The sequence below is a fragment of the Prochlorococcus marinus str. MIT 9515 genome (assembly GCF_000015665.1).
Classification (GTDB): domain Bacteria; phylum Cyanobacteriota; class Cyanobacteriia; order PCC-6307; family Cyanobiaceae; genus Prochlorococcus_A; species Prochlorococcus_A marinus_P.
Map to the genome: position 1 here is coordinate 781,643 of NC_008817.1, position 21,266 is coordinate 802,908.

Genomic DNA, 21,266 nt, shown 5'->3' on the forward strand with positions numbered 1-21,266 from the left:
ATGTATTGAAAAATTTATCTACCAATTTTTTTACTGCGGCTCTAACTTTCTCAAGGATATCACCTTGCAAATCTACTTTAAAAGTTCTACTGCTACAACAAGATTTCCTAAAAGGTTTTTCAAAATATTTAGTTGTTCTTTACTACCAAATGCTATTAATACTTGTCCTGGCTGAAGTATAAAGTTACCTCCAGGATTGGTCACTAACTTCTCGTATTCCTTAATAGCTAATATTTTTGCACCACTCTTTTTACCTATTCCTAGTTCAGAAAGAGATCTTTTCTCTGCCGTTTCAAAAAGATTAATATCATTACTTAGTTCAAATTCTTCAATTTCACATTCACTTCCAGCGAGAAGATCAAGAAAGTCAATAGCTATTGGTCTTAAAGCCATTGATGCCATTGCTCTACCTGCAGCGATATAAGGACTCACAACTATACTTGCACCAGCTAATCTCAATTTGCTTGCGGCCTCTTCAGTTCCAGCTCTTGAAATAACTCTTATAGAACTTCTTATACCTTTAGCACTCAAAACCACATATAAATTTGCTGCATCATTAGACAAGGTAACGACCAAACTCTTGCATTTTTCTAATCCTGCAAGTTTTAAAGTTTCATCAAGGGTCGCATCTGCACAAAGCACTTCTAAACCATTTTCTTCAGCAATCTTTTTTCTGGCTTCATCGCTTTCAACAACAATAATTGGAATATTTTGTGTTTTTATTTGGTTAGATATTTCTTGACCTACCCTTCCATATCCGCATAAAATTACATGATTTTCCATTTTTCTAAGAATTCTCTTAAAACGTAATTCATTTACTCTTTGAAAATAGCCGGATTCAAATAATCTAACAGTTTTTTGAAATGTAAATTGAACAAAAATTAATCCCCCAACGATTATTAGAACAGTTATTATTCTGCCTTCAGGACTTAACGGTTGAACCTCTCCAAAACCAATTGTGGTTATTGTGATTAGAACCATCCATAAACAATCACTCCATTCCCAACCCTCTGTTATTCGATACCCAGAGGCACCTAAACAGAATAGAAAGAATAAGGAATAAATAAGACCTAGCCAAGGCCTCAAATAGTCTTTAACAAAATAGTATTCGAATAATCTAAGTTTCATATTTCCTATTATCGTTAAATATTTAAAAATTTCAGAAATATTTTTTTATTATGTATAAAAAGAATTTATTAATTTAGTGGGATACATATTTAGTCGGATATTAATATTTATTTTTATCGCATTTTGTATTAAACAAATGCTTTCTGTTTCAGGGGTTATTTAAACCTTCCCAAAAAATCTTTATTGTTTTACTTTTACTGACTCAATTAAAAAATCAGAGGCTGATCTTAACCAATCCGCTACAGTCAAACGTAAATCAGGCTGTGAGTACACTAAAGCGATAATAATCGCGACTAAAATTATCTTTACCATGTCACTTAAATATTATTTTGAATTAAAGCATAACTATTTAGTAAAAAGAACCTTTTCTAATAAAAATCAGAATAATTACCTAATTTATCTTTTCTCTAGTTGATTAAATAAATATTCTACTCTTCTTAAATTAACTCCTAAATCTGATTGACCTAATCTTGCCGCCGATCTTATTTGGATTATTCCTTTTGATCTATCAATATAACTTCTTGCATCGAGTTTTAATATTTCAAGATCATCTGGAAATCTGAAAATTGCACTTCTACAAACGCCTCTCCAGTAATTTCTGCCGCTTTCAAGGACTTCGGTTCTAGGTAAATTCTCCGCTATAGAAACAAGTTGAATAAATTTTTGATCAACATTTATTAATTTCTTTTCAATTAAAACACTATTTAAGGGGTTTGTTACTGGAGCAAGACCTTGAGCTGTATAAGTCATTTTATTTAATACTATTTGAATGTTCTAACCGATTCTTTATGCAAAGTGAGAGCAAAAAGAAAACTAATTTTTCCTGAACCAATAGATCTTTCTAAAAATATTTATTAAAAAGGTCAAAACTTTAGATTTTTAATAATCTTTTTTGATAAGGAGGGTTGTCTATCCTGTTTACTTTTCAATTTTTTTATCCAAAAAACAACTCCAATTAATAAAAAAAGTTCAACAGTTATAACTATAAAGATAGAATACATTATTATTTTTTCTCGTTTTTCTTATCAGATCCCTGAACATAAGGAACAAAAATATTTAATAACGAATTCTTAAAAAAATTTATTGGATTCATTATTTACTTATCCTTTTCCCACAAGCTTCTTCCTTTAATTAGATCTTCAATGTTAGGCCAGGCTGCTATTAATTCCTTAAGGGCTTTTCTATTTGGCGTATAGAAAATACATGAGAATGAACTAACTATATAAATAATGAACCAAACTTTGTTTTCTGAATAAGCTAAAAAGAATGAAAATATAAAACTTCCAATAAAGAAAAAGAAAAATAGCCTGTTAACTATTTCAAGAGGGGTTCTTTTCAGCCTGTAAAATCTTTTGTTTTTATTATCGATATCAGAATCCACTACAAATTTATTTTCGTATGAATTAATTATTTCTTCCTCAAGAATATCTTCATAATCTAAATTCTTTGTTGGATTAGTATTATTTGTCTTTCTACTCATAAACTTTTTATCAAATATATTTAATCAATAGTTATTATAAATCTTTGTAAGAAAAAATTTAAGTAGAAACTTTACATGCTTCAGATTAGACAAAAAAGTCATGTTTTTGAAAATATTCAAAAATAGCTTTATTTATAAATAAAATTTTAGATAAAAAATTCTTTTTGGTTTTATCAATTTTTAGAATCATTGCTTAAGTTACTTCTTTTAGATTTGTAGCAAACATATAGTTGAAAGGCATATTATATTATCAAGTTAGGATATTAAAATTTTTGGAATTAAATGCAGAATTATTAAAAATTTTATGTATTTGTGATTGAGAAGATCAAAAAAGGAGAAATGTTTATTATTTGGTAAGAATCGTGAGGAATGTATAACATATCACATAACTATAAAGTTTATTCCTAGATTTTTATTGTCTAAAATCTCATTTTACGTACCACATTTAGTTTAGATTCTACAGAAACAAATTGGAAACAAAGCATCTATGGAAAAAATGAATGTTCTCATAGCGTATAAATCTTTAAAAATATTTTTTATTTTTTTTTTAATCCATCAATACTTCATATATATTTAGGTGCTTTAAAAAAGGTTGAAAATTTTCAATGATGTTTATTCTTGTCAAATCTGTTTTAAAGGAAAATTGTTTTTTAAAAATATTAGTAAGTATTATTTTCATTTGTTTTGAGGCAAACTCTAGAATCCCTAACTTAATGCTTAAAAGATAGACCTTTCCCAAGCTATTCATCATCAAGATCGTGTTAAAGAGTCGTTTTATAACCTGAGGAGCCTATTGATGATTTAATTTAGTTACTTTAGGAATAAAAGATAAAAAGTTTTTTATTCTCAATTTCGCAATATTCCTTTTCTTCTTTACTGATATCAAGATTTATATCCTGTGCCTCTTTTTCAACATTTAAGTTATAAGTTTCATGAATTTGATCTCCCTTAAAAAGAGCTGCAATACCAATATCCGTTATGTACCAAACAAAATGAAAAGTCTCACCAATTGGATCGGCCTCTAAAGAGTCAATTATAAAATTATTGATAGAGTCCATTTAGTTTAGATAATTCAACTACCTCCATACAGTATCTGAAAGCTTGATCTATAGTACTTCCATTTTCTACAATTTGAGTGACACAAGTATTAAATACTTTGAATTCCTCTTTAAATGAGCAAAATCCAAAAGCAATTGTGGTTAGAGCTATTGCATATACAAAACTAGAACTTAGTTAAATTAAACTATAAGCAAGCATGATTTTTTCCTTCCGCAGGATTTCTTAGACTCTTTTTTTTAAGAGGCATTTTTATTTTTTAACTTTTTTAATGTATTTGATAAATTTTAAACGTAGAAAAAATTAATCATAGATAAAAACGAATTAATCATATTTTTTCAAAACTTGAAGAAAACTAGTAACTAATTAAGTAAAATTTGTAAAATTTTTATTTACTAAAATTTTCATTTTGAAACATGTTCAAAAAAAAGAAAAAGTTGGATTTCTTCAGTTTAAATAAATTCTTTTTTAATATCTTTTTTTTTGAAAAGTAATGATCCCATTGTTATTTCAGTTAGTTTAATTGATTATTAAACTATATTTAATAATTTATTGATGAAGTATTAATACTTAGAAAATAAGCATTAAAACCCAGTTTTTACCTTGATCCCAAAGAGTTATCCACTTTTTGAGGCTTTTTCAACAGGTTTTTCCACAGCTTGTAGATTTAATTCACTTTTCTATGAGCGAAATAAAATATAAGTTTTTTTTGTAAAATATGTCACGCAGAATTTTTTAAGGAACGATAAGATCAAATCTGTTTTTAATTAACATAAAATTTTATGATTGATAAAATTATCAAAAAACAATCATTTAATACTCAAAAAGACTTTAATAAATCAAATCTTGACATTTTGACTGATGAAAATGATCGCTTACTAAAAAACATCAAAAGGCCAACTGGATCATGCAAAGCTGTTTAATTTTTTTTATTTATAACTCTTGAAACAAAAGTATTTCGCTAATGAACATTTTTCTTAGATAACTCGTTATAAAAAACATTATTAGAAATTCCAACCGCCAAACTAACTTAACTATTAAGATTTTCAAAATAGCGTAAGAATTAAAATATAAAATTTCTGTTAAATCCAGTTATATACAGGTCAAATCTTAACGGTAGTAATTAAAAGTAGTTATATTAATTTTAATATCTCATTGAGATTAGAAAATATTTCTTTTGTGAAAATTTCAAGAAAAACTTTATGTTTTCTTTCCAAATATCGATTTTAATTAATCATTCCAAATTCCAGAACCATGACCATAAAAGAACTAAAAGTAAATTACAAAAAGCTATTAAATAAAGCTGATAAAGCTAATGGCCGTAAAGAAACTGTTTCTTTCTTGAATAGAGCTGCTAAGATCAAATCTAAGATCTATTCAAAAACTAAAACTTCTTGCATTAAATGTAATGGGGTAGGTTACCTTAGAACTTCATTAGACGAAGCTAGAACTTGTCTGTGCTGCTACGGAAAAGGTTTTTTGATTAAAGAGATCCATAGAATTTAAATTATAAATTAATTTATTAAATGAAGAATCTAATACAAGCTCATAAAAAACTGATTATCACGGTTAAAGAGCAGATGGGATTATCAGATTATGGAATGTACTGGTTAGCTTTTATTGAAGGTGGGTTAACAATATGGTTTTTAGAAAGAATCTTTTTTCACTGGTTAAAGTTTTAAAGATAAAAATTAATCATTTTAAAAATAAATTCTAATTTTTTTTTTTTTTCGAATATCGAATCCATTTAAATAGTTGTAAAATATTAAAAAACTAATCGTATGCAATTATTAGGTTTAATTTTACTCGCGGCAAGTAGTTGGTATCTTTGGAAACTCACTTCAAGATTTCTTGATGAGCCCACAAAAAAAGAGATCACGAATAGCTTTAATAGGTTAAAAAATAAATTGAATGAGAGTAAAGAAAGTTTTTCAAAAGAAAAAATAAGTGAAGCATGGGAAAAATATAAAGAGGAAGGCGGCGCCCTTAGTAACAAAGAAAAAAAATAGTGGATTTTTTTAGTATCACTAGTTTTACTAGAGAAATTTCTCGTATTGACCTAATTGGTATTTTGGTTGGGCATTTTGTATTTGCTTTAGCATTAACCCAAATTTTGGATTGGACATGGCTAAAGAATTTAATGAGTGAGGAGGATAAAATAAAAATGCTCAATAGTTACACATGGAAAGACTTATTAGTTGACGGAGCTGTCATTGCAGTAGTTATTGGAATTATTTTTCTCATAGTAAGCATATTTCTATAGATGAACATTACGTATATATATTTGACATCTTTATTATCCTCATTGTTAATATTTTCCTCAATAGTAAAGTCTTTAGAAAAAAACCGATAATAAATGTCAGAAATTTCTAGCAACTCATCATCAGGTTGGTATCTAATAGCAATTGTTAGTACAATTTCCTTTTTAGCTTTGATATATTTTGGGAAAACAAAGTAAACTTTATTAAATCATTTTTAGTTACGCCGTTAATAAAAAATTTATTACGTTACTTCTGATTAAAGATTCCAAATGAAACGACTATTAGTCTTGCAGCATATAGAAATCGAAGGACCAGGCCTTTTTTACCAGATAGCCAAAGAGAGGCAGATGAATATAGAAATTATCCGTCTAGATCAAGGGGATAACTTACCTAAAACTAATGAAGACGATTTAATTTTAATTATGGGTGGACCAATGGGAATACAAGATATTGGAAGTAAAAAATATCCATGGCTAAAAAAAGAAAGAGATTTTATTAAGTCAGAATTAAAAAAAAAGACACCTATTATTGGAGTTTGTTTAGGAGCGCAGTTATTGGCGAACGCAGCCGGTGGAGATATCGAAATTTTAAAACAAGGAAATCCCCCTAAACCTTTACCAGAAATTGGTTGGTCTCAAATCTTTTTTAATCAAACAAATAATGACATAAAGAAATTTTGTAAAACTCCTTTTCATGTCCTACATTGGCATGGGGATAAAATTTTACTGCCGGGTAATGCAGAACTTATAGCAAGTAGTAAACGTTGTAAAGAGCAATTTTTTAGGATTGGCGAAAGAGCTTATGGTTTACAATTCCATATTGAGTCAATAAAAGAAATGACCGAAAAATGGATTAAAGAGGATAAAATCTTTATAAATAGAAGCTTAGGAAAAAATGGTCAGGCAATTTTAAGAGAAGAAGAAAAAAAGTTCGGAGAAAAAACAGTTTTAAAAAGAAGACTTTTAATAAATGAGCTTTTCAACTTGTTAAGTAAACATTAAAAAAGCTTTACCAATACATGAGTGGTAAAGCTTTTTATTTATATGTAATTTTTATATAAATCTGTTAATTATAAAACCTTTCTTCTTTATTGAAGAATAAGAGACCAATGAACAGGTTGTAGATACTGATTTCACGGCCTCTTTTGTAACCGTAATTTTCGGTAGATACGACAATGAATCACCTCCTTTACTAATGTTTTACTCAACATAACTAAAACCGTAAAACAAAGAAACTAAATTAATCAAAATTTAAAGCTTTTTTAACAAATCAAAATTATAAAAAGTGAGAAATTTAAGTTGAATTTACCAAGGCAAGATCTCTCCATTCGTGTGCCAAAAAGTTCCAGTATTGTTCCTATTAAGAGAGTCAATGCGTTTTAAAAGTCCATTGGCAGATTCTTCTGTAGATATACCGTTCTTAGTAAATCCAGTCATACGCGTACTTACTAAGCCTGGATGTAAAATAGCAACGTAGATTTCTTCTTTTAACAAATCTCTTGAAAGCGATTTCGCCGCCATAGATAAGGCAACTTTGGACATCCTATAGCCATATGAACTACCAGATGAATTATCACCTATAGAACCCATTCGACTTGTGATAAATCCAATCTTTGAAGATTTTTTTAAAAAACCTTTCAGAGATTTAGTCATAGATAGTGGACTCAATGCATTTACTACAAATTGACGAATTACACTTTCTTGATCCAAATCATCAATTGAATTAAATTCATAAATACCTGCATTATGAATTAAGCAATCTAATTGGATCCCTGATAAATTTTCTCTCAAACTATTTATGGAATTTTCAGAAGTAATGTCAACTTCCTCCTCAATTCGTACACTTAAGTTTTTTAATTCTGCAGAAGCCTTTCTACAGGTGGCTATTACTTTATCTCCTCTTTCAACTAGTTGTTTGCATAGTTCCAGGCCAATTCCCCTATTTGAGCCTGTAATAAGATAACAAGACATTTATCCAAATAATTTATTATAAATATTATAATTCTGTTACTTAAAAAAAAAGAAAGTAAATTTTTTCATAAAGTGAAAAAAAGTTTTTAGCTATAATTAGTAGATGTCAGAAAATAGAAGTACATTTGATGGTATTTACAGGTTAATAGCATCGCAACCTTGGATGACCGAAAATGAGGCAAAAGTATTATTAGTAATGATGTACGCTTCAGGAACAAAGTCGTTAGGATTAGAAGGTAAAACTTTAAACAAATTTTTGGAGAGGTCACTAGAAAAGATGTGTTCTGATAATAAGGAAAATTTACAAGAATTTCTTTTGAAAATTAAAGATAAATTTCCAAATAATGAACTACTTTCTAAAAATTAATATATGGAGTTTTTAAATCAAGAAGTTACTCAAGAATTTCTTAGACTTACATGGCGAAATCCTGCTTTTATGGCGATTGCAATAGCATTGATATGGATAATTCCCCAATTATTAATTAGGAGAGTTTTGTCACGAAATTATGAGAAAAAGAAATTAGATAAACAAAAGGAAAAAATTGGTAAGCTTTATCCTAAAACTTTCAAATAATAATTTTAAAGATTAGTTTCTTAAAATTAATATATAAAAAAAGTTTTTCTATGAAATACAAAATTAAAAGAATCGATGGAAAAGAAGATAGCATTACTTCGCTAACCTTTTCAAATTATTCAGATGCATATGATGTTTTAAACAATCTATATGGAGATATATGTTGTTCAGATGCTGATTATGAAGATATTACTTATTACGATATTGTAGAAAATTAGAAACAAGCAAAAAATGAAAAAGGAAATTGAGAATTGGGAACCTACCCATGAACAAAACATTGGAATAATTTCAAGCGTTTATGAATTTATTAAAGGCGAACTTTCTGAGCTTCAAGAAGTAACAGAATGTCCAGACTCCTTTATTTATGATTTCGTAGGTAGGATTCAACATGAATGGCATTCTGAATCTTGTAATTCTTTGGCTAGAAATAACAAAAAAAACAATATAAATTAAATATATTCAAATAACTATCAATATTTGAAAAATTATTTGTTAAATCTTTCTAATTTCTTTAATGCTTATTAAAGAAGGAGTTATATTCTCTAAAAATTTTTTTATTTCACTATATACATATTTAAACAAGTATGGAATAAATTGAAAAAGAGTATTCTTGTAGGAAATAAAATCAGAGAAGAAAAGAGGTTTTCTTTATTTTTTTTATATTCAAGATAAGAATCATTTTCAAAAGCAATTAATAATTAATACAATCAATTTACTCATTAATATTTTTTTTTTATTATTCAACAATCTTTATTTGTTAGAAAATGTTTATTCGCATTTTGGGTATAGTTTTGATTCTTGGAACTATTGCATACTATGGGTTGGTTTTGACGGGTAATAGTAATTTATAAGTCCTTTCATATCAATAATTTTATATGAAATGGCCTCCTACAAGTTGCTGGACAGCACCAAAAACAATAGACGGTAATCGTCATTATCAAGTTAAAGCCTATGGAGGAAAATTTGATAAAAGATGGGTAGATCTATTTCCGACCAAAAATAAAAAAGATATTATTAGGATTTCATGGAAAACTTTAAAATCAACTTGGATTAGTGGTTGGTCTAGACTACCAAAAGATTTATGATTAATTGTTCATAAAACTTTCAAAAAGAAATTTTTTACCCTATTTCTCTCTATCTTCTCAAGATTAAAAACTTATTTAAAAAATTATATGTATCTAATTTTTTTTGCAAATAAAATTATGGACTAATTTTTTGTAAAAATTCATACTTTAAAAAATTTTTCTATCTTTTATTATTCATTCAGAAATTAATTTAAGATGACGTCAGAACCGACAAACAAATTTCCTAATAAAAAAATTATAAAATCTGCAAATTTTGAAGCAAAAGAACAATTTACTAAATCTGCATTGGAAAATCTAAAAACTGAAAGGGAAAGAATTGTTAATTCTTTAAAAAAATCCGGTGAAATTGATTAATAAAAGGGATATATTTCCCAATTATTTTTTTATTCTACAGAACAAATAATTATTTCTTATTATATTTTTAAAACAAAAAACCTAAAATGGATAAAATTTCTTTAGCTAATGCTCATTTACCTCAACTTATAGGATTAGTATTAATGTCGATTGGTTACACACTTGGGAATAGGTTTTATCTTCCAGTAGTTGACAAAAAATAAGAATTTCAATAAAAATTAAATTTTTTTATTTAAATTTAAATATATATATATTCGAAATTGACATTTTCGTAACATATTAGTATCAGAAATTCCATTTTTAAGTAAATTTTCCCCTTAATTATTACATTATTTAATATATGTGTTACATTAGATAACAATTGGGTTATTAAAGATGACAAGACATAGAGAGCTAGAAAAGGAAAAATTTTTAGCCGAACATTTTAATGTATGTCCCTTAAGAGTTGTTACCATACTCTCTATTGGAGATTATATTACAACTGGTCAAAATCTTTTCATGGATAATTTAGACCGATGAGCCCACTTACTGGATTCATAATTGTTCTAGTAGCTATAACTTTTCAGTTTACTTTATACACAATAAAAAGATTACAAGAGCCCTTAGAACCAAATTTAACTACAACTCAAACATCCATCAAAATGAACAATTCTAAAAGAAGTTATTGGAAAAATGCTGAAATAACAAACGGTAGATTAGCTATGGTGGGACTTTTAGCATTAGTCGTAAATTATGGTTTTTTTGGTTGGATAATTCCAGGATTTATTTAAAAATTATTATATCAACAACATTTAATTAGAATTTATCACTTATTCTATTAATACGTTTGGAAAATATTTTAATGATACTAATTTTCAGCATAACTATTAATAAATTTTTAAAATCTTTAATGGAATTTATATCACTCAAAAATATAAATTAAAGCTAATGCTTTTATTTCAGTTAAGGTGAAATGTATAAAATTTCCTTATATTGGTTGTGAAAAAATACATAGCTCTTAAATTAAAGTTATTTAATTTATTCATCATTAGGCAATAATAAGTTAAAATAAGGATCATCTAAAGTATTCATAAATATTGACTGATTTTTGAGCTTTATATATTTTTTAAAAAATAAAATCTTTTTTAGTTAATTAGAATATTAAATTTTGATGAAAATAAAATAAAGATTTTCAATAACAAAAGTCAGCATATATCCCTACCTGCTGACTTTCATGACGATATAATTTTAAAAATTTATGCTGGCAATCTACAATCAATTTCTATTATTCCTTCATCCATTTGACGACCAATTTTCAAAACTAATGCCATATCTAATCTTGAAAAATCTGATTGATGATTTGTAATCCAATCCAATTCAGATAAAGTTATTACCCCTGAAGTATTAACTTTTAGGAAAAGTAATCCCAAATTCATTTTACTAAATCAGTTGTTTTTTTCCCTTTAGCAATCATAACTACTGGGACTAAGAGATATGTAAAGAATGAGATTAAGAAAATGTCTAAGTTCATTTTAAAAAATTCCAGGGATGATCCAGCCAAAAAGGCCGTAGTTTACTACTAATGCTAAGAATCCCATCATCGCCATTCTTCCATTAGTTCTCTCGGCATTTTGCCAATAGTTAGTTGTTGTTTTTTCCATTTTTGTTTCTGTTTGTTTAGTTAGAGTTTGTATTTAAACGAAACCGGGAATAATTTGACCTGTAGTTAGATATGCACCAACTGCAGCTATAAGACCGATCATTGCGAATCTCCCGTTAAGAGTTTCTGCAACAACCTTTTCCTTCTCGATTGTTTTTGTTTTTGTTTTTGTTTTTGTTTCTGTATTAGTCATTTGATTTTTGTTTGAATAGATTAAATTTTCTTCTTGAAATTGTTTAGCTAAATAAGCAACGAGTAGAGCAGTTAAAGATACAATGAAAATCAAAAAATCTGCTAAGGGGCTCATTAGAAAATACCAGGAATGATTTGGCCTGTTGATACGTATGCGCCTAATAGTGCTACGAAACCAATCATTGCCCAACGTCCATTAACTTTTTCAGCATTTTGAGGGTAACTATCGTAAGAAACCGTCTCGTCGATATAAGGACGTGTTTCTGATGGAAACATGTTTTGTCTTCCGCCAGACTCAGTTGTGGTGTATGAAGAGTTTGACATTAGAACCATCCAGGAATAATTTGACCTGTTGTTACATATGCTCCAACTGCTGCAACGAAACCGAGCATTGCTGCCCAACCGTTAAATCTTTCTGCTTCTGGTGTCATAATTAAAAATTGATTATGTAAAGTAATATAACACAACTATTAATTATTGTAAAGATATTTGCTTAATTACTTGTTTTGACATTATATATGTTACGTTTATGTAGCAATATTGTTTATTTAATGTGTATTGATAAATTTACTTTAGTAAGGCAGGAATTAAGTGAAAGTGAAAAAACGGTATTACAGCATTTTTGAAAGTAGTGAGTTATCCAGTGATCGATAATCCAAGTTATCCTTGAATCTTTTCAATAAAGAAATTATTTGAAAGCGATGGAGAAATGAAACTTTAATTATCTACATTAACCACATTTATAAAAAAAATTTAAGAAAGGCCTATCTTTTCAACCAATATTTAAAAAGATGGTAGGCCTTTTAGATAGTTTTTTTAAGATTAATCGCGATAAGTTTTTAGTCATAAATAACAATTTATCCTACTCTTTCTTGTTGCACCCTCTTTAGGTTCTTCAGTCCTGATGTTTGACGCTACTAATAACTAATAGCCTCTTTGTTTAGCTAGGAGATCTTGCTCTAGGAAATTATTCATTTGGAACTCTATTTCTACAGTTCTTTGTGTGTTTTTCTTAGGAGCATCACGCTTAGCGTAGGGAATTACTGTGTTGGATTGAAAATAGCTCTTGATGACAAGTTACTATGGTTATTCCGTACAAAGAATCAGTTGCATTACTTGAAGTTTTTAAAACGTTCATCAAAGTTATAACTTTTTTCCTGTTTTAATTGTTCTCTTATTTTATTATTGTTTTGCTTGATCTTTAATCTTATTCAACAATGAAAAATTAAATTCATGTTTAGTGATTAAAATTAATTTACATTTGAATATCTTTGGAAATGATTAAATATATTATTTCAATATAAAAGTAGAGGAAATGTTGTTATGACCCAAAAAAACAGTTAACCACCATTGCAGTAACGAACAGCTTCTGATTGCATATCGCCCATTTTTTCAACTCTTTCTGCTACGCATTCATTAAAAACTTTTGATTCTTTTTTTACTGAACAGAATCCAAATGCTATTGCGGCTAAAGCAACTGCAGAAATAACTGTTGAGCCTAGCTGAATTACACCGTATGCAAGCATAGCTTTATTTTTTCCGCCACACTTATTAGTATCTTTTTTTTCTTCTGACATTTTTGTTATATATTTACCTTATTTTAGATGATTTAAAAGTTTTTTGGGTTTTATCTTGGTAAACAACGTCGATATTAATCCGAGAGATATGAAGAGAAGAATGCGTCGATCGATCAAAGTCAACGGAACTAGAAATTACAAATAATTTATAAAAAATTTAATTATATTTATAAATTATTATCTGCATATTTCAGTAAAAGTAATATAAAAAAGATGTAAGCCTAGGCAAAGCATAATGGGAGAACAGCAAATGAGAATAGAAAAATGTATGATTCACTCTTCTTAGGGCCTAGAGAGATAGCTTGGGAGCAGCATGTAATAAGGGTTGAAGATTAGGGGACCTTAGGAAATATTTTTATCTCGCTTTCTAACTACAAGACTTAAAACTCTTTATATATTTTAAAATTAAATTGTTAATCCTCTATCCGTACATGGGAGTACTTCAAACCGTACATTTTTTATTAGACGGTTTTTTAATCTAACTAGTTAGAACTAATAAGCAAAAGAAATAAGTTCAAATGTCTTCAACACCTATTAAATCTTGTAAAAAATATTTACTGAGTTATAAAGATTCATCAAATAGTACACATCAAATAGGTTTCTATGCCCGTGATGCATATGATTGCCTACTGCTTGCAAGAGAATTTAATACTTACATCCATGATCATCCAAGATCTGTAATCAGAATCCAACAAAAATTATGAGTTAATTATGAATTTCAAAAGATCACCATTCTAAATTCAAGACATTAAATTGAGAGATCTTGATCGTGCTAAAGAATACCCAACTCTTAAGGATTTAATGATAGAAAAGGTTTTGTCTTCTGACTTTGCTGATTACTGGGATAAGGAATGTCAAGACAATCCCTCTCACCCACATTGCTTGATCTACGAAGATTAGTAATTATTGCTTGGTTGGTACACCAATATTATTGCTATAAATTAAATAGATGCTTTTTATAAATGCCATTAGACGTTTTTCTAATAAATATGTGTGTTGTGGTTATGTGTTTACTTGTCAGAAGAGAGATCAAACTTAGGAAAAACAGATAATGTATGAAGTCACAAAATTTTAAAGAGTATTATATTCCAAATATCCAAGCAATCACTATACTTTTAATGTTTCTGTTATGTCTGTGGTTGCCTTTGGCACTAAGATTTTTGTTACTAATTTAGTCAAACAGTTTGTATCTGAAATTGAATTCTCAAATTTTAAGCTTGTTGTTAAATATAGCTTTCAGAATTTATAGTATTTTTTATTTAGTAATTGATAATGTTTCTTTTTTCTTCAATTTTTCGTATTCCAAGTGCAGAATACCCAAGCACCAAAAATCCTTTTGTAACTCTAATTAGAAGTCTTACCTCTGAAGGTTTATGTCCCTTCATCTCCAAGAACCATTCCTGCCAAGAAGTGTTCTTCCCTTTTGTATTCTGTCTTTAAAAGGTATCTATAAAATCAGGTAGATCCTTCCATTCCTTTAAAAAGGTTAGGTTTAAAACTCGGTAATGATTTCTATATTTTTGCAATTTATGTCCAATTATATTTTTTATTTTAAATTCTAAGACTGAGATAATTATATAGAAATCCTCTAAATCATTTCGCTCATAAAAATTTATGTTATGAGCTATTGCTGTCATTTTTCTTGAATAGAAATGAGATGTTGCATCTAATTAGGTCTTACCTCTTGATCGATCAAAATAAATATAGTCACTAAAAAAGCAGCTTTAAAGCTGCTTCTAATTGGTGGCGGGGAGAAGATTTGAACTTCCGACCTTCGGGTTATGAGCCCGACGAGCTACCAGACTGCTCTACCCCGCGATATATATCTAGCATACATCTGAAAGGGTTCTTTTTTTTCTTTTTTTAGGATTCTTGGAAATTTAGTTGACCTTTTACTTTTATTTGCACACCTTCAGATAGTTTTAAGATCTTGTCCTCTATGTCTTGTATTCTTAATTCAGAAATCCATCCTAGTTGTTTTAATAAATGTAAGCCCACAGCTTGTTTCGCTCTTTTTGAACCATCTTCTACTTTTATAGCTAAACCCATTCCTTCATTTACTTTGCAAAGGCATTGGATTCCCTCTGCACCTCCTTTACTTATAACTTGCCCATGTGAGGCCTGTATTACTTCCGTATCGAATCTGTTTTGGCCACTTATCATTGTTGGATGAGTTGTCATAGCTCTACTTATTTGCTCTAACTCAGCGTTGACCGAACTACTTAAAAGTGAATATAGTTTTGCCATTTCTATTAACTTCATATAAAGAGTAGGAGCACCGCAGTCATCTCTTTCTGCATAAATTTCCTCTAGTGGAACTTCAAGAAATTCTGATATTTTTCTGAATATTTCTACTTGAAGAGGATGATCTCCCTTTAAATAACTTTCTAAAGGCCAATTTAATTTTTTACATGTTGCGAGAAAGGCTGCATGCTTACCTGAACAATTATGTTCTAATGGACTTTTTATTTTTAAAGGGCATTTAAGACTATGTATATCTATATCGTATTCCCATAAGATTTTGAAAGCTTCTCTTATGTGTGATATGGATCCACTATGAGATCCACATGATAGTGCTATTGACTTTGATGAATTTTTAATTTTTGATGAAGCACCACTACTTACAAATGGAATTGCTTGAAAAGGTTTTAATGCTGATCTTATAAAGCTTTTATATTCTGGATTGCCCGCACACATCAAAACCCTACCTTTTTTATCACTTATTACAGCATGTACCAAGTGAATTGATTCAAGTTTTGAACCTCTTATTAGGAGCACTTCTAAAGGAGGATTATTAGATGTATATAAATTTTTAAAATTAGAACTCATCTTAAATATTTTTGTATTGGAAGAGCAAAATTCCAAGTAAAGCAAAAATTATAATGAGAGATAAAATTTGAATTAAATTTTTTAAAATTGGTTTTACTTCTAATGATGCTATTAATGATTCTTTCTCCTTTAAATTAATTGGTTTGATCCATATTTGTCCGTCATACCAACCTGATTCTTCATATTCTACTTTCTCAGAAGTTAATCTTTTGAATATATGATTCCAGCCAAGATATAACCTAATAGAGAAGAGAAAAGGTATGGACAAACTACAAAAAAAGCTCAATAAAATGTATCTTATTGTGGCAGTTTGAAAATATACACTACCTGAAGAAATAATAACGAATAATAGAAAAGTACCTACCCAAAATAAAAGTAAAATAAATAAAAAAGTTTTTTTGGATTTTGGCAATGAAAATATTCTAGATTTTGATAATTCAATAAATTCATTTGTTGGTTGTTGGTCTTTAGGAACAGGACAATTAGATTCGTTCATCAATATTAATTAAGGAAATTTCAAGTTATCTCCATTGCTCCAAAAAGATTCAAGGTCATAAAACTTTCTTATTTCAGGTTGAAAAATATTGATTATTAAATCACCATAATCAAGTAGAGCCCATTTTGCCTCATTAACTCCCTCTTTTCTAATTGGTTCGATATTTGCATTTTCTCTCAATTCCATCTCAACAGAGTTAGTAATCGATCTAACTTGAACATCTGAAAGGCCTTCAGCAATAAGTATCCATTCACTAATGTACGAAACTTTATTAATGTTAATCAATCTTATCTCTTTGGCCTTTTTTTCATCACAAGCTTTTGCTGCCATTAAAACTAAAAATTTACTGTCCATAAACGTTTTCGCTTGATACTGATTTGCTTGAACCTTCTTGTTGTGATAGTTCTGATCTTGCTTTTTCTGCGCTTTTTCTTAGTGCTTCTAATCTATCTTCAAAAAAACTTCTTTTTTTCTTCTTTCTGGTTTTTTCTATTAACTCTTTTAATGCTCCTCCAAGACTTTTATATGCATTAGGTACACTATAACCAAACCTACATGCAAGGTCTATCGCTCTTTCATCTGCAAAAATAGCATCTTGTAGTTTTTTTTCTGAATTATTTTTTATATAAAGCCTATATCCTGCAAAACCAGATAAACCTAAGGCAAGTAGTAAAAGTAATCCATCTTGTACCCATAGTTCGCCAATAGCTCCACCAAGTCCTATTGCTAAAGCTGCCATTTCCCAACCATCTCTAGGAATAGCATCGTTCTGAATCTTTCCTACTTCATGCCAAAATAATAAGTTTCTATGATCTATTGCATAATTATCCCATTCTTCTAAATCTATTTGAATTTCAACCTCGTCGCGACCAATTTCCTCCAATGTAATTAAGGGCGGATCTATAGCGGCGGCAGCTTCGATAAAAACCCAACTTTCATTCTCAGGAGGCAACAAACTTTTTAGTCGCTGAAGTTCGCTCATATAAAATATTTTTATTACCAATACTATAGAAACAAATGTTTCTTTTCAAGTAAGTTGATTAACATCTGATGATTTGTAAGTAGCATACGGTAAATGAAGTTATCAAATTATGCCTCAAAGAGGTGATCTTAAACGAATTCTTATTCTTGGTTCAGGTCCAATTGTTATTGGACAAGCATGTGAATTTGATTATTCAGGTACTCAGGCATGTAAAGCTTTACGAAAAGCTGGCTATGAAATTATTTTAATTAATTCTAATCCAGCATCCATAATGACCGATCCTGATATTGCAAACAAAACATATATTGAGCCTTTAACTCCTGAAATTGTTTCTCAAATAATTTTAAAAGAAAAACCTGATGCAATACTTCCAACTATGGGTGGTCAGACAGCCCTTAATCTAGCTGTAAAACTCTCTGAATCTAATTTCTTGAAGAATAATAATGTTGAATTAATAGGAGCAGATTTAAAAGCTATTAATAAGGCTGAAGATAGAAAACTATTTAAAGAATCGATGGAAAAAATTAATGTAAATGTTTGTCCTTCTGGTATTGCTTCTGATTTAGTTGAAGCGATGAAAGTTTCTAAGCAAATAAATTCATATCCATTAATTATTAGGCCCGCTTTTACTTTAGGAGGAGTAGGAGGAGGTATAGCATATAACCTTGAAGAATTTAATGATCTTTGTAAATCTGGTTTAGATGAAAGTCCTAGTAATCAAATATTGATTGAAAAATCTTTAATCGGTTGGAAGGAATTTGAATTAGAAGTTATGAGAGATACCTCTGATAACGTAGTGATAATTTGCAGTATTGAAAATTTGGACCCTATGGGAGTTCACACTGGCGATTCGATTACAGTAGCTCCTGCTCAAACATTAACTGATAAAGAATATCAGAGACTCAGAGATTTATCATTAAAAATTATTAGAGAAGTAGGTGTTGAAACAGGGGGGAGTAATATCCAATTTGCTGTAAATCCCAATAATGGTGATGTGATAGTTATTGAGATGAATCCGAGGGTAAGTAGATCTTCTGCATTAGCTAGTAAAGCTACAGGTTTTCCAATAGCTAAAATTGCAGCTTTATTATCGGTGGGATACACTCTGGATGAAATTATTAATGATATTACTAAAAAAACCCCTGCATGTTTTGAACCGTCGATTGATTATGTAGTAACCAAAGTTCCAAGATTTGCTTTTGAAAAATTTAAAGGTTCTTCAAATATTTTGAATACGGCAATGAAGTCTGTTGGAGAAACAATGGCAATTGGTCGTTCATTTGAAGAATCATTTCAAAAAGCATTGAGATCTTTGGAAATTGGAATTTTTGGTTGGGAATGCGATTCTATTGAAGATTTCAATAATGAAAATGATTTAAAAAATAATTTAAGAAATCCCACTGCTGAAAGAATTTTAATAGTAAAAAAAGCAATGGAAGCTGGTAAGAGTGATAGTTATATCAACGAAATAACCAATATAGATTTATGGTTTCTTGAGAAGTTACGAAATATTTTTAATTTTCAGAACCAATTTTTGAAAGAGAAAAATCTTAATGAAATTGATAGAGATTTAATGTTAAGGGCTAAGCAAATTGGTTTTTCAGATCAACAGATTGCAAAATTAACTGACTCTGATTTTTTTGAAGTAAGAAACTATCGAAAAAAATTAAATATCCTACCACTTTATAAAACAGTGGATACTTGTTCGGCTGAGTTTTCATCAGAAACTCCCTATCATTACTCAACTTATGAAGAATCTTTTTCTGAGAGTAATTTACATTTTTCTGACAATGAATCATATTCAAATAAAGCCAATCCTGCAAAAAAAATCATGATATTAGGAGGTGGACCTAATAGAATTGGTCAAGGGATTGAATTTGATTACTGTTGTTGCCATGCCTCATATCAATCTTCAAGTAATGGATATCAAACCATTATGGTTAATAGCAATCCTGAAACTGTTTCAACTGATTATGATACTAGCGATATTTTATATTTTGAACCTGTTACTTTTGAAGATATTCTAAATATAATTGAGGCTGAAAATCCATATGGATTGATAGTCCAATTTGGAGGCCAAACTCCCTTGAAATTATCGTTACCTCTATCAAATTGGTTGAAATCCAAAGAGGGTCTAAAATGTAATTCAAAAATTCTTGGAACTTCCCCCCTCTCAATTGATATTGCCGAAGATAGAGAAGAGTTTACAAAAATCCTTAAAGACTTAAATATTAGACAACCTCTCAATGGAATAGCGCGCACTCAAGAGGAAGCATTATCAGTTTCACAAAATATAGGCTTCCCTCTGGTGGTTAGGCCTTCTTATGTTTTGGGAGGAAGAGCTATGGAAATAGTTAAAGACAAAATTGAATTATCAAGGTATATATCTGAGGCTGTTAAAGTTTCCCCAGATCATCCAATCCTTTTGGATCAATATTTAAGTAATGCAATAGAGATTGATGTTGATGCATTGTGTGATGAAAATGGTTCTGTCGTAATAGCAGGACTTATGGAACATGTAGAACCTGCTGGGATCCATTCCGGTGATTCAGCCTGTTGCCTACCTTCTATTTCATTATCACAACTTACATTAGAAACTGTAAAAGAATGGACAAAATTAATTGCAAATAGATTAAACGTTGTTGGCTTAATTAATTTACAATTTGCAGTTACAAATATAAATCATCAAGAAAATGAACTATATATTCTTGAGGCTAATCCACGAGCATCTAGAACAATTCCTTTTGTTTCTAAAGCTATTGGTAAGCCTGTTGCGAAATTAGCAACTCAATTAATGCAAGGAAGTTCTTTAAAGGATATAAATTATACTGAAGAGATAATTCCAAAATATCAAGCTGTAAAAGAAGCTGTTTTACCTTTTAAAAGGTTTCCTGGCTCGGATACTTTGCTTGGCCCTGAGATGCGTTCTACTGGCGAAGTTATGGGCTTGGCTGAGGACTTCGGTTTAGCTTATGCAAAATCAGAATTAGCATCAGGGAATGGAGTCCCTTCTGAGGGAGTTGCTTTTTTATCTACAAATGATTTAGATAAAGATAAATTAGAGGAGATCGCCAGAGAACTAATAGTTTTAGGTTTTAAATTAATTGCAACAAAAGGTACTGCAAGCTATTTATTAAATTTAGGTATTGAGGTAGATGAGGTTTTGAAAGTTCATGAAGGAAGGCCCAATATTGAAGATTTAATTCGTTCTGGTCTTATCCAATTAGTTATAAACACGCCTATTGGTTCTCAAGCATTTCATGATGATGCTTATCTCAGGCGTGCAGCCTTAGAATATAATATTCCAACATTTACAACTATTCCAGGGGCAAAAGCAGCTTTACAAGCAATTAAATCTTTGCGTATAAATAAAATTGATACACTATCACTTCAAGAAATTCATAAAGATTAGAAACTATTAATATTTCTAAGTTTTTCTCTTAATTGATTAGCTAGAGAGTTTCTACCAATGGATAATAATTTAAGGGTGTCGTCATACATTTTTAATTGAGTTTCAGCAATTTGTAATCCTCTAATTAATTCTTTTGTATCGTCAGGTAACTCATTTACATTATATTTTTTGCCCTCAAATGTTAATACTGGATTATTATCAATGTTTCTTTCAGTCATAATTTTTGATTTT

At 29.2% G+C, this 21,266-nt stretch carries 33 protein-coding genes, 1 tRNA gene and 1 pseudogene; 17 read left to right on the top strand and 18 right to left on the bottom strand.

What is annotated here, in order from left to right; all coding sequences use genetic code 11:
• Positions 1-72: 72 nt before the first annotated feature.
• The 4 genes from P9515_RS04275 to P9515_RS04295 all read right to left on the bottom strand — a co-directional run bounded on the left by P9515_RS04275 (position 73) and on the right by P9515_RS04295 (position 3,666).
• Positions 73-1,128, bottom strand: coding sequence for a potassium channel family protein (locus P9515_RS04275; protein ID WP_011820179.1), 1,056 nt, complete (start codon positions 1,126-1,128; stop codon positions 73-75).
• Between the two features lie 396 nt (positions 1,129-1,524).
• The gene (locus P9515_RS04280) at positions 1,525-1,878 is read right to left on the bottom strand and encodes a DUF1499 domain-containing protein (protein ID WP_011820181.1); all 354 of its coding nucleotides are present in this window, start codon (positions 1,876-1,878) and stop codon (positions 1,525-1,527) included.
• A 346-nt stretch (positions 1,879-2,224) separates the two neighbouring features.
• On the bottom strand, positions 2,225-2,608 hold the full coding sequence (locus P9515_RS04285; RefSeq protein WP_011820183.1) for a hypothetical protein: 384 nt from the start codon (positions 2,606-2,608) through the stop codon (positions 2,225-2,227).
• Positions 2,609-3,423: 815 nt separating this feature from the next.
• Complete coding sequence (locus P9515_RS04295) at positions 3,424-3,666, bottom strand: hypothetical protein (protein ID WP_011820184.1); 243 nt, start codon at positions 3,664-3,666, stop codon at positions 3,424-3,426.
• A 780-nt stretch (positions 3,667-4,446) separates the two neighbouring features.
• On the opposite strand from P9515_RS04295, the gene P9515_RS09650 reads away from it, so the two are divergent.
• From P9515_RS09650 to P9515_RS04315, 6 genes are all read left to right on the top strand, one after another.
• Positions 4,447-4,587, top strand: coding sequence for a hypothetical protein (locus P9515_RS09650; RefSeq protein ID WP_011820185.1), 141 nt, complete (start codon positions 4,447-4,449; stop codon positions 4,585-4,587).
• Between the two features lie 331 nt (positions 4,588-4,918).
• On the top strand, positions 4,919-5,170 hold the full coding sequence (locus P9515_RS04300; protein WP_011820186.1) for a hypothetical protein: 252 nt from the start codon (positions 4,919-4,921) through the stop codon (positions 5,168-5,170).
• Between the two features lie 20 nt (positions 5,171-5,190).
• Complete coding sequence (locus P9515_RS09655) at positions 5,191-5,346, top strand: hypothetical protein (protein ID WP_011820187.1); 156 nt, start codon at positions 5,191-5,193, stop codon at positions 5,344-5,346.
• Positions 5,347-5,445: 99 nt separating this feature from the next.
• Positions 5,446-5,673, top strand: a complete 228-nt coding sequence (locus P9515_RS04305) for a hypothetical protein (RefSeq protein WP_011820188.1) — start codon at positions 5,446-5,448, stop codon at positions 5,671-5,673.
• On the top strand, positions 5,673-5,927 hold the full coding sequence (locus P9515_RS04310; RefSeq protein ID WP_011820189.1) for a hypothetical protein: 255 nt from the start codon (positions 5,673-5,675) through the stop codon (positions 5,925-5,927). Before P9515_RS04305 ends, P9515_RS04310 begins: the two co-directional genes overlap by 1 nt.
• A 267-nt stretch (positions 5,928-6,194) precedes the next feature.
• Positions 6,195-6,926: a type 1 glutamine amidotransferase gene (locus P9515_RS04315; protein WP_011820190.1), complete on the top strand. Its 732-nt coding sequence runs from the start codon at positions 6,195-6,197 to the stop codon at positions 6,924-6,926.
• Between the two features lie 303 nt (positions 6,927-7,229).
• Here the strand turns inward: P9515_RS04315 and P9515_RS04320 are convergent, their stop codons facing one another.
• Positions 7,230-7,895 (bottom strand): SDR family oxidoreductase, encoded by a 666-nt coding sequence (locus P9515_RS04320; RefSeq protein ID WP_011820191.1) that lies wholly within the window; start codon positions 7,893-7,895, stop codon positions 7,230-7,232.
• A 103-nt stretch (positions 7,896-7,998) separates the two neighbouring features.
• Here P9515_RS04320 and P9515_RS04325 point away from each other — a divergent pair, with 103 nt between their 5' ends.
• The 8 genes from P9515_RS04325 to P9515_RS09410 all read left to right on the top strand — a co-directional run bounded on the left by P9515_RS04325 (position 7,999) and on the right by P9515_RS09410 (position 10,678).
• Entirely contained in the window at positions 7,999-8,262 is a 264-nt protein-coding gene (locus tag P9515_RS04325; RefSeq protein ID WP_011820192.1) for an envelope glycoprotein-lik protein, read from the top strand.
• Positions 8,263-8,265: 3 nt separating this feature from the next.
• Positions 8,266-8,469 carry a hypothetical protein gene (locus tag P9515_RS04330; RefSeq protein WP_011820193.1) on the top strand — a complete coding sequence of 68 codons (204 nt, stop codon included), beginning with the start codon at positions 8,266-8,268 and terminating at the stop codon, positions 8,467-8,469.
• Between the two features lie 50 nt (positions 8,470-8,519).
• Positions 8,520-8,687: a hypothetical protein gene (locus P9515_RS09660; RefSeq protein ID WP_011820194.1), complete on the top strand. Its 168-nt coding sequence runs from the start codon at positions 8,520-8,522 to the stop codon at positions 8,685-8,687.
• A 13-nt stretch (positions 8,688-8,700) separates the two neighbouring features.
• Positions 8,701-8,922 (top strand): hypothetical protein, encoded by a 222-nt coding sequence (locus P9515_RS04335; protein WP_011820195.1) that lies wholly within the window; start codon positions 8,701-8,703, stop codon positions 8,920-8,922.
• A 422-nt stretch (positions 8,923-9,344) separates the two neighbouring features.
• A complete protein-coding gene (locus P9515_RS04340) occupies positions 9,345-9,554 on the top strand; it encodes a TIGR02450 family Trp-rich protein (RefSeq protein ID WP_011820196.1) in 210 nt (69 codons plus the stop codon).
• A 195-nt stretch (positions 9,555-9,749) separates the two neighbouring features.
• Positions 9,750-9,908: a hypothetical protein gene (locus P9515_RS09665; protein ID WP_011820197.1), complete on the top strand. Its 159-nt coding sequence runs from the start codon at positions 9,750-9,752 to the stop codon at positions 9,906-9,908.
• Between the two features lie 375 nt (positions 9,909-10,283).
• Complete coding sequence (locus tag P9515_RS09670; protein ID WP_187146038.1) at positions 10,284-10,427, top strand: hypothetical protein; 144 nt, start codon at positions 10,284-10,286, stop codon at positions 10,425-10,427.
• Complete coding sequence (locus tag P9515_RS09410) at positions 10,424-10,678, top strand: chlorophyll a/b-binding protein (protein WP_011820199.1); 255 nt, start codon at positions 10,424-10,426, stop codon at positions 10,676-10,678. Before P9515_RS09670 ends, P9515_RS09410 begins: the two co-directional genes overlap by 4 nt.
• A 465-nt stretch (positions 10,679-11,143) precedes the next feature.
• On the opposite strand, the gene P9515_RS04350 is transcribed toward P9515_RS09410, so the two are convergent.
• The 6 genes and pseudogenes from P9515_RS04350 to P9515_RS04375 form a co-directional block, all read right to left on the bottom strand.
• A complete protein-coding gene (locus tag P9515_RS04350; RefSeq protein WP_011820200.1) occupies positions 11,144-11,323 on the bottom strand; it encodes a hypothetical protein in 180 nt (59 codons plus the stop codon).
• Positions 11,324-11,419: 96 nt separating this feature from the next.
• Positions 11,420-11,542, bottom strand: a pseudogene (locus P9515_RS04355) (chlorophyll a/b-binding protein); the annotation flags it as partial.
• A gap of 39 nt (positions 11,543-11,581) precedes the next feature.
• Complete coding sequence (locus P9515_RS04360) at positions 11,582-11,854, bottom strand: chlorophyll a/b-binding protein (RefSeq protein WP_011820202.1); 273 nt, start codon at positions 11,852-11,854, stop codon at positions 11,582-11,584.
• Positions 11,854-12,063: a high light inducible protein gene (locus P9515_RS04365; RefSeq protein WP_041710710.1), complete on the bottom strand. Its 210-nt coding sequence runs from the start codon at positions 12,061-12,063 to the stop codon at positions 11,854-11,856. Before P9515_RS04365 ends, P9515_RS04360 begins: the two co-directional genes overlap by 1 nt.
• Positions 12,063-12,170: a high light inducible protein gene (locus tag P9515_RS04370; RefSeq protein WP_011132751.1), complete on the bottom strand. Its 108-nt coding sequence runs from the start codon at positions 12,168-12,170 to the stop codon at positions 12,063-12,065. Before P9515_RS04370 ends, P9515_RS04365 begins: the two co-directional genes overlap by 1 nt.
• A gap of 909 nt (positions 12,171-13,079) precedes the next feature.
• The gene (locus P9515_RS04375; protein ID WP_011820204.1) at positions 13,080-13,316 is read right to left on the bottom strand and encodes a hypothetical protein; all 237 of its coding nucleotides are present in this window, start codon (positions 13,314-13,316) and stop codon (positions 13,080-13,082) included.
• A 518-nt stretch (positions 13,317-13,834) separates the two neighbouring features.
• On the opposite strand from P9515_RS04375, the gene P9515_RS09320 reads away from it, so the two are divergent.
• Both P9515_RS09320 and P9515_RS04380 read left to right on the top strand, forming a co-directional pair.
• Positions 13,835-14,020: a hypothetical protein gene (locus tag P9515_RS09320; protein WP_071818450.1), complete on the top strand. Its 186-nt coding sequence runs from the start codon at positions 13,835-13,837 to the stop codon at positions 14,018-14,020.
• A gap of 49 nt (positions 14,021-14,069) precedes the next feature.
• Complete coding sequence (locus P9515_RS04380; protein WP_011820205.1) at positions 14,070-14,216, top strand: hypothetical protein; 147 nt, start codon at positions 14,070-14,072, stop codon at positions 14,214-14,216.
• Positions 14,217-14,575: 359 nt separating this feature from the next.
• On the opposite strand, the gene P9515_RS10055 is transcribed toward P9515_RS04380, so the two are convergent.
• From P9515_RS10055 to P9515_RS04410, 6 genes are all read right to left on the bottom strand, one after another.
• Positions 14,576-14,701 carry a hypothetical protein gene (locus tag P9515_RS10055; protein ID WP_263969692.1) on the bottom strand — a complete coding sequence of 42 codons (126 nt, stop codon included), beginning with the start codon at positions 14,699-14,701 and terminating at the stop codon, positions 14,576-14,578.
• A gap of 356 nt (positions 14,702-15,057) precedes the next feature.
• Positions 15,058-15,134: transfer RNA gene (locus tag P9515_RS04390), tRNA-Met, on the bottom strand.
• Positions 15,135-15,179: 45 nt separating this feature from the next.
• The gene (locus tag P9515_RS04395; protein WP_041710588.1) at positions 15,180-16,145 is read right to left on the bottom strand and encodes an asparaginase; all 966 of its coding nucleotides are present in this window, start codon (positions 16,143-16,145) and stop codon (positions 15,180-15,182) included.
• Between the two features lies 1 nt (position 16,146).
• Complete coding sequence (locus tag P9515_RS04400) at positions 16,147-16,641, bottom strand: CGLD27 family protein (RefSeq protein ID WP_011820208.1); 495 nt, start codon at positions 16,639-16,641, stop codon at positions 16,147-16,149.
• Positions 16,642-16,650: 9 nt separating this feature from the next.
• Positions 16,651-16,995 carry a ribosome silencing factor gene (gene rsfS / locus P9515_RS04405; protein WP_011820209.1) on the bottom strand — a complete coding sequence of 115 codons (345 nt, stop codon included), beginning with the start codon at positions 16,993-16,995 and terminating at the stop codon, positions 16,651-16,653.
• Positions 16,985-17,623: a DUF3318 domain-containing protein gene (locus P9515_RS04410; RefSeq protein WP_011820210.1), complete on the bottom strand. Its 639-nt coding sequence runs from the start codon at positions 17,621-17,623 to the stop codon at positions 16,985-16,987. The genes rsfS and P9515_RS04410 overlap by 11 nt, the downstream gene beginning before the upstream one ends.
• A 109-nt stretch (positions 17,624-17,732) precedes the next feature.
• On the opposite strand from P9515_RS04410, the gene carB reads away from it, so the two are divergent.
• A complete protein-coding gene (gene carB, locus P9515_RS04415; RefSeq protein WP_011820211.1) occupies positions 17,733-21,035 on the top strand; it encodes a carbamoyl-phosphate synthase large subunit in 3,303 nt (1,100 codons plus the stop codon).
• Here the strand turns inward: carB and P9515_RS04420 are convergent.
• On the bottom strand, positions 21,032-21,253 hold the full coding sequence (locus P9515_RS04420; protein ID WP_011820212.1) for a DUF6447 family protein: 222 nt from the start codon (positions 21,251-21,253) through the stop codon (positions 21,032-21,034). The genes carB and P9515_RS04420 overlap by 4 nt on opposite strands.
• Positions 21,254-21,266: the final 13 nt, after the last annotated feature.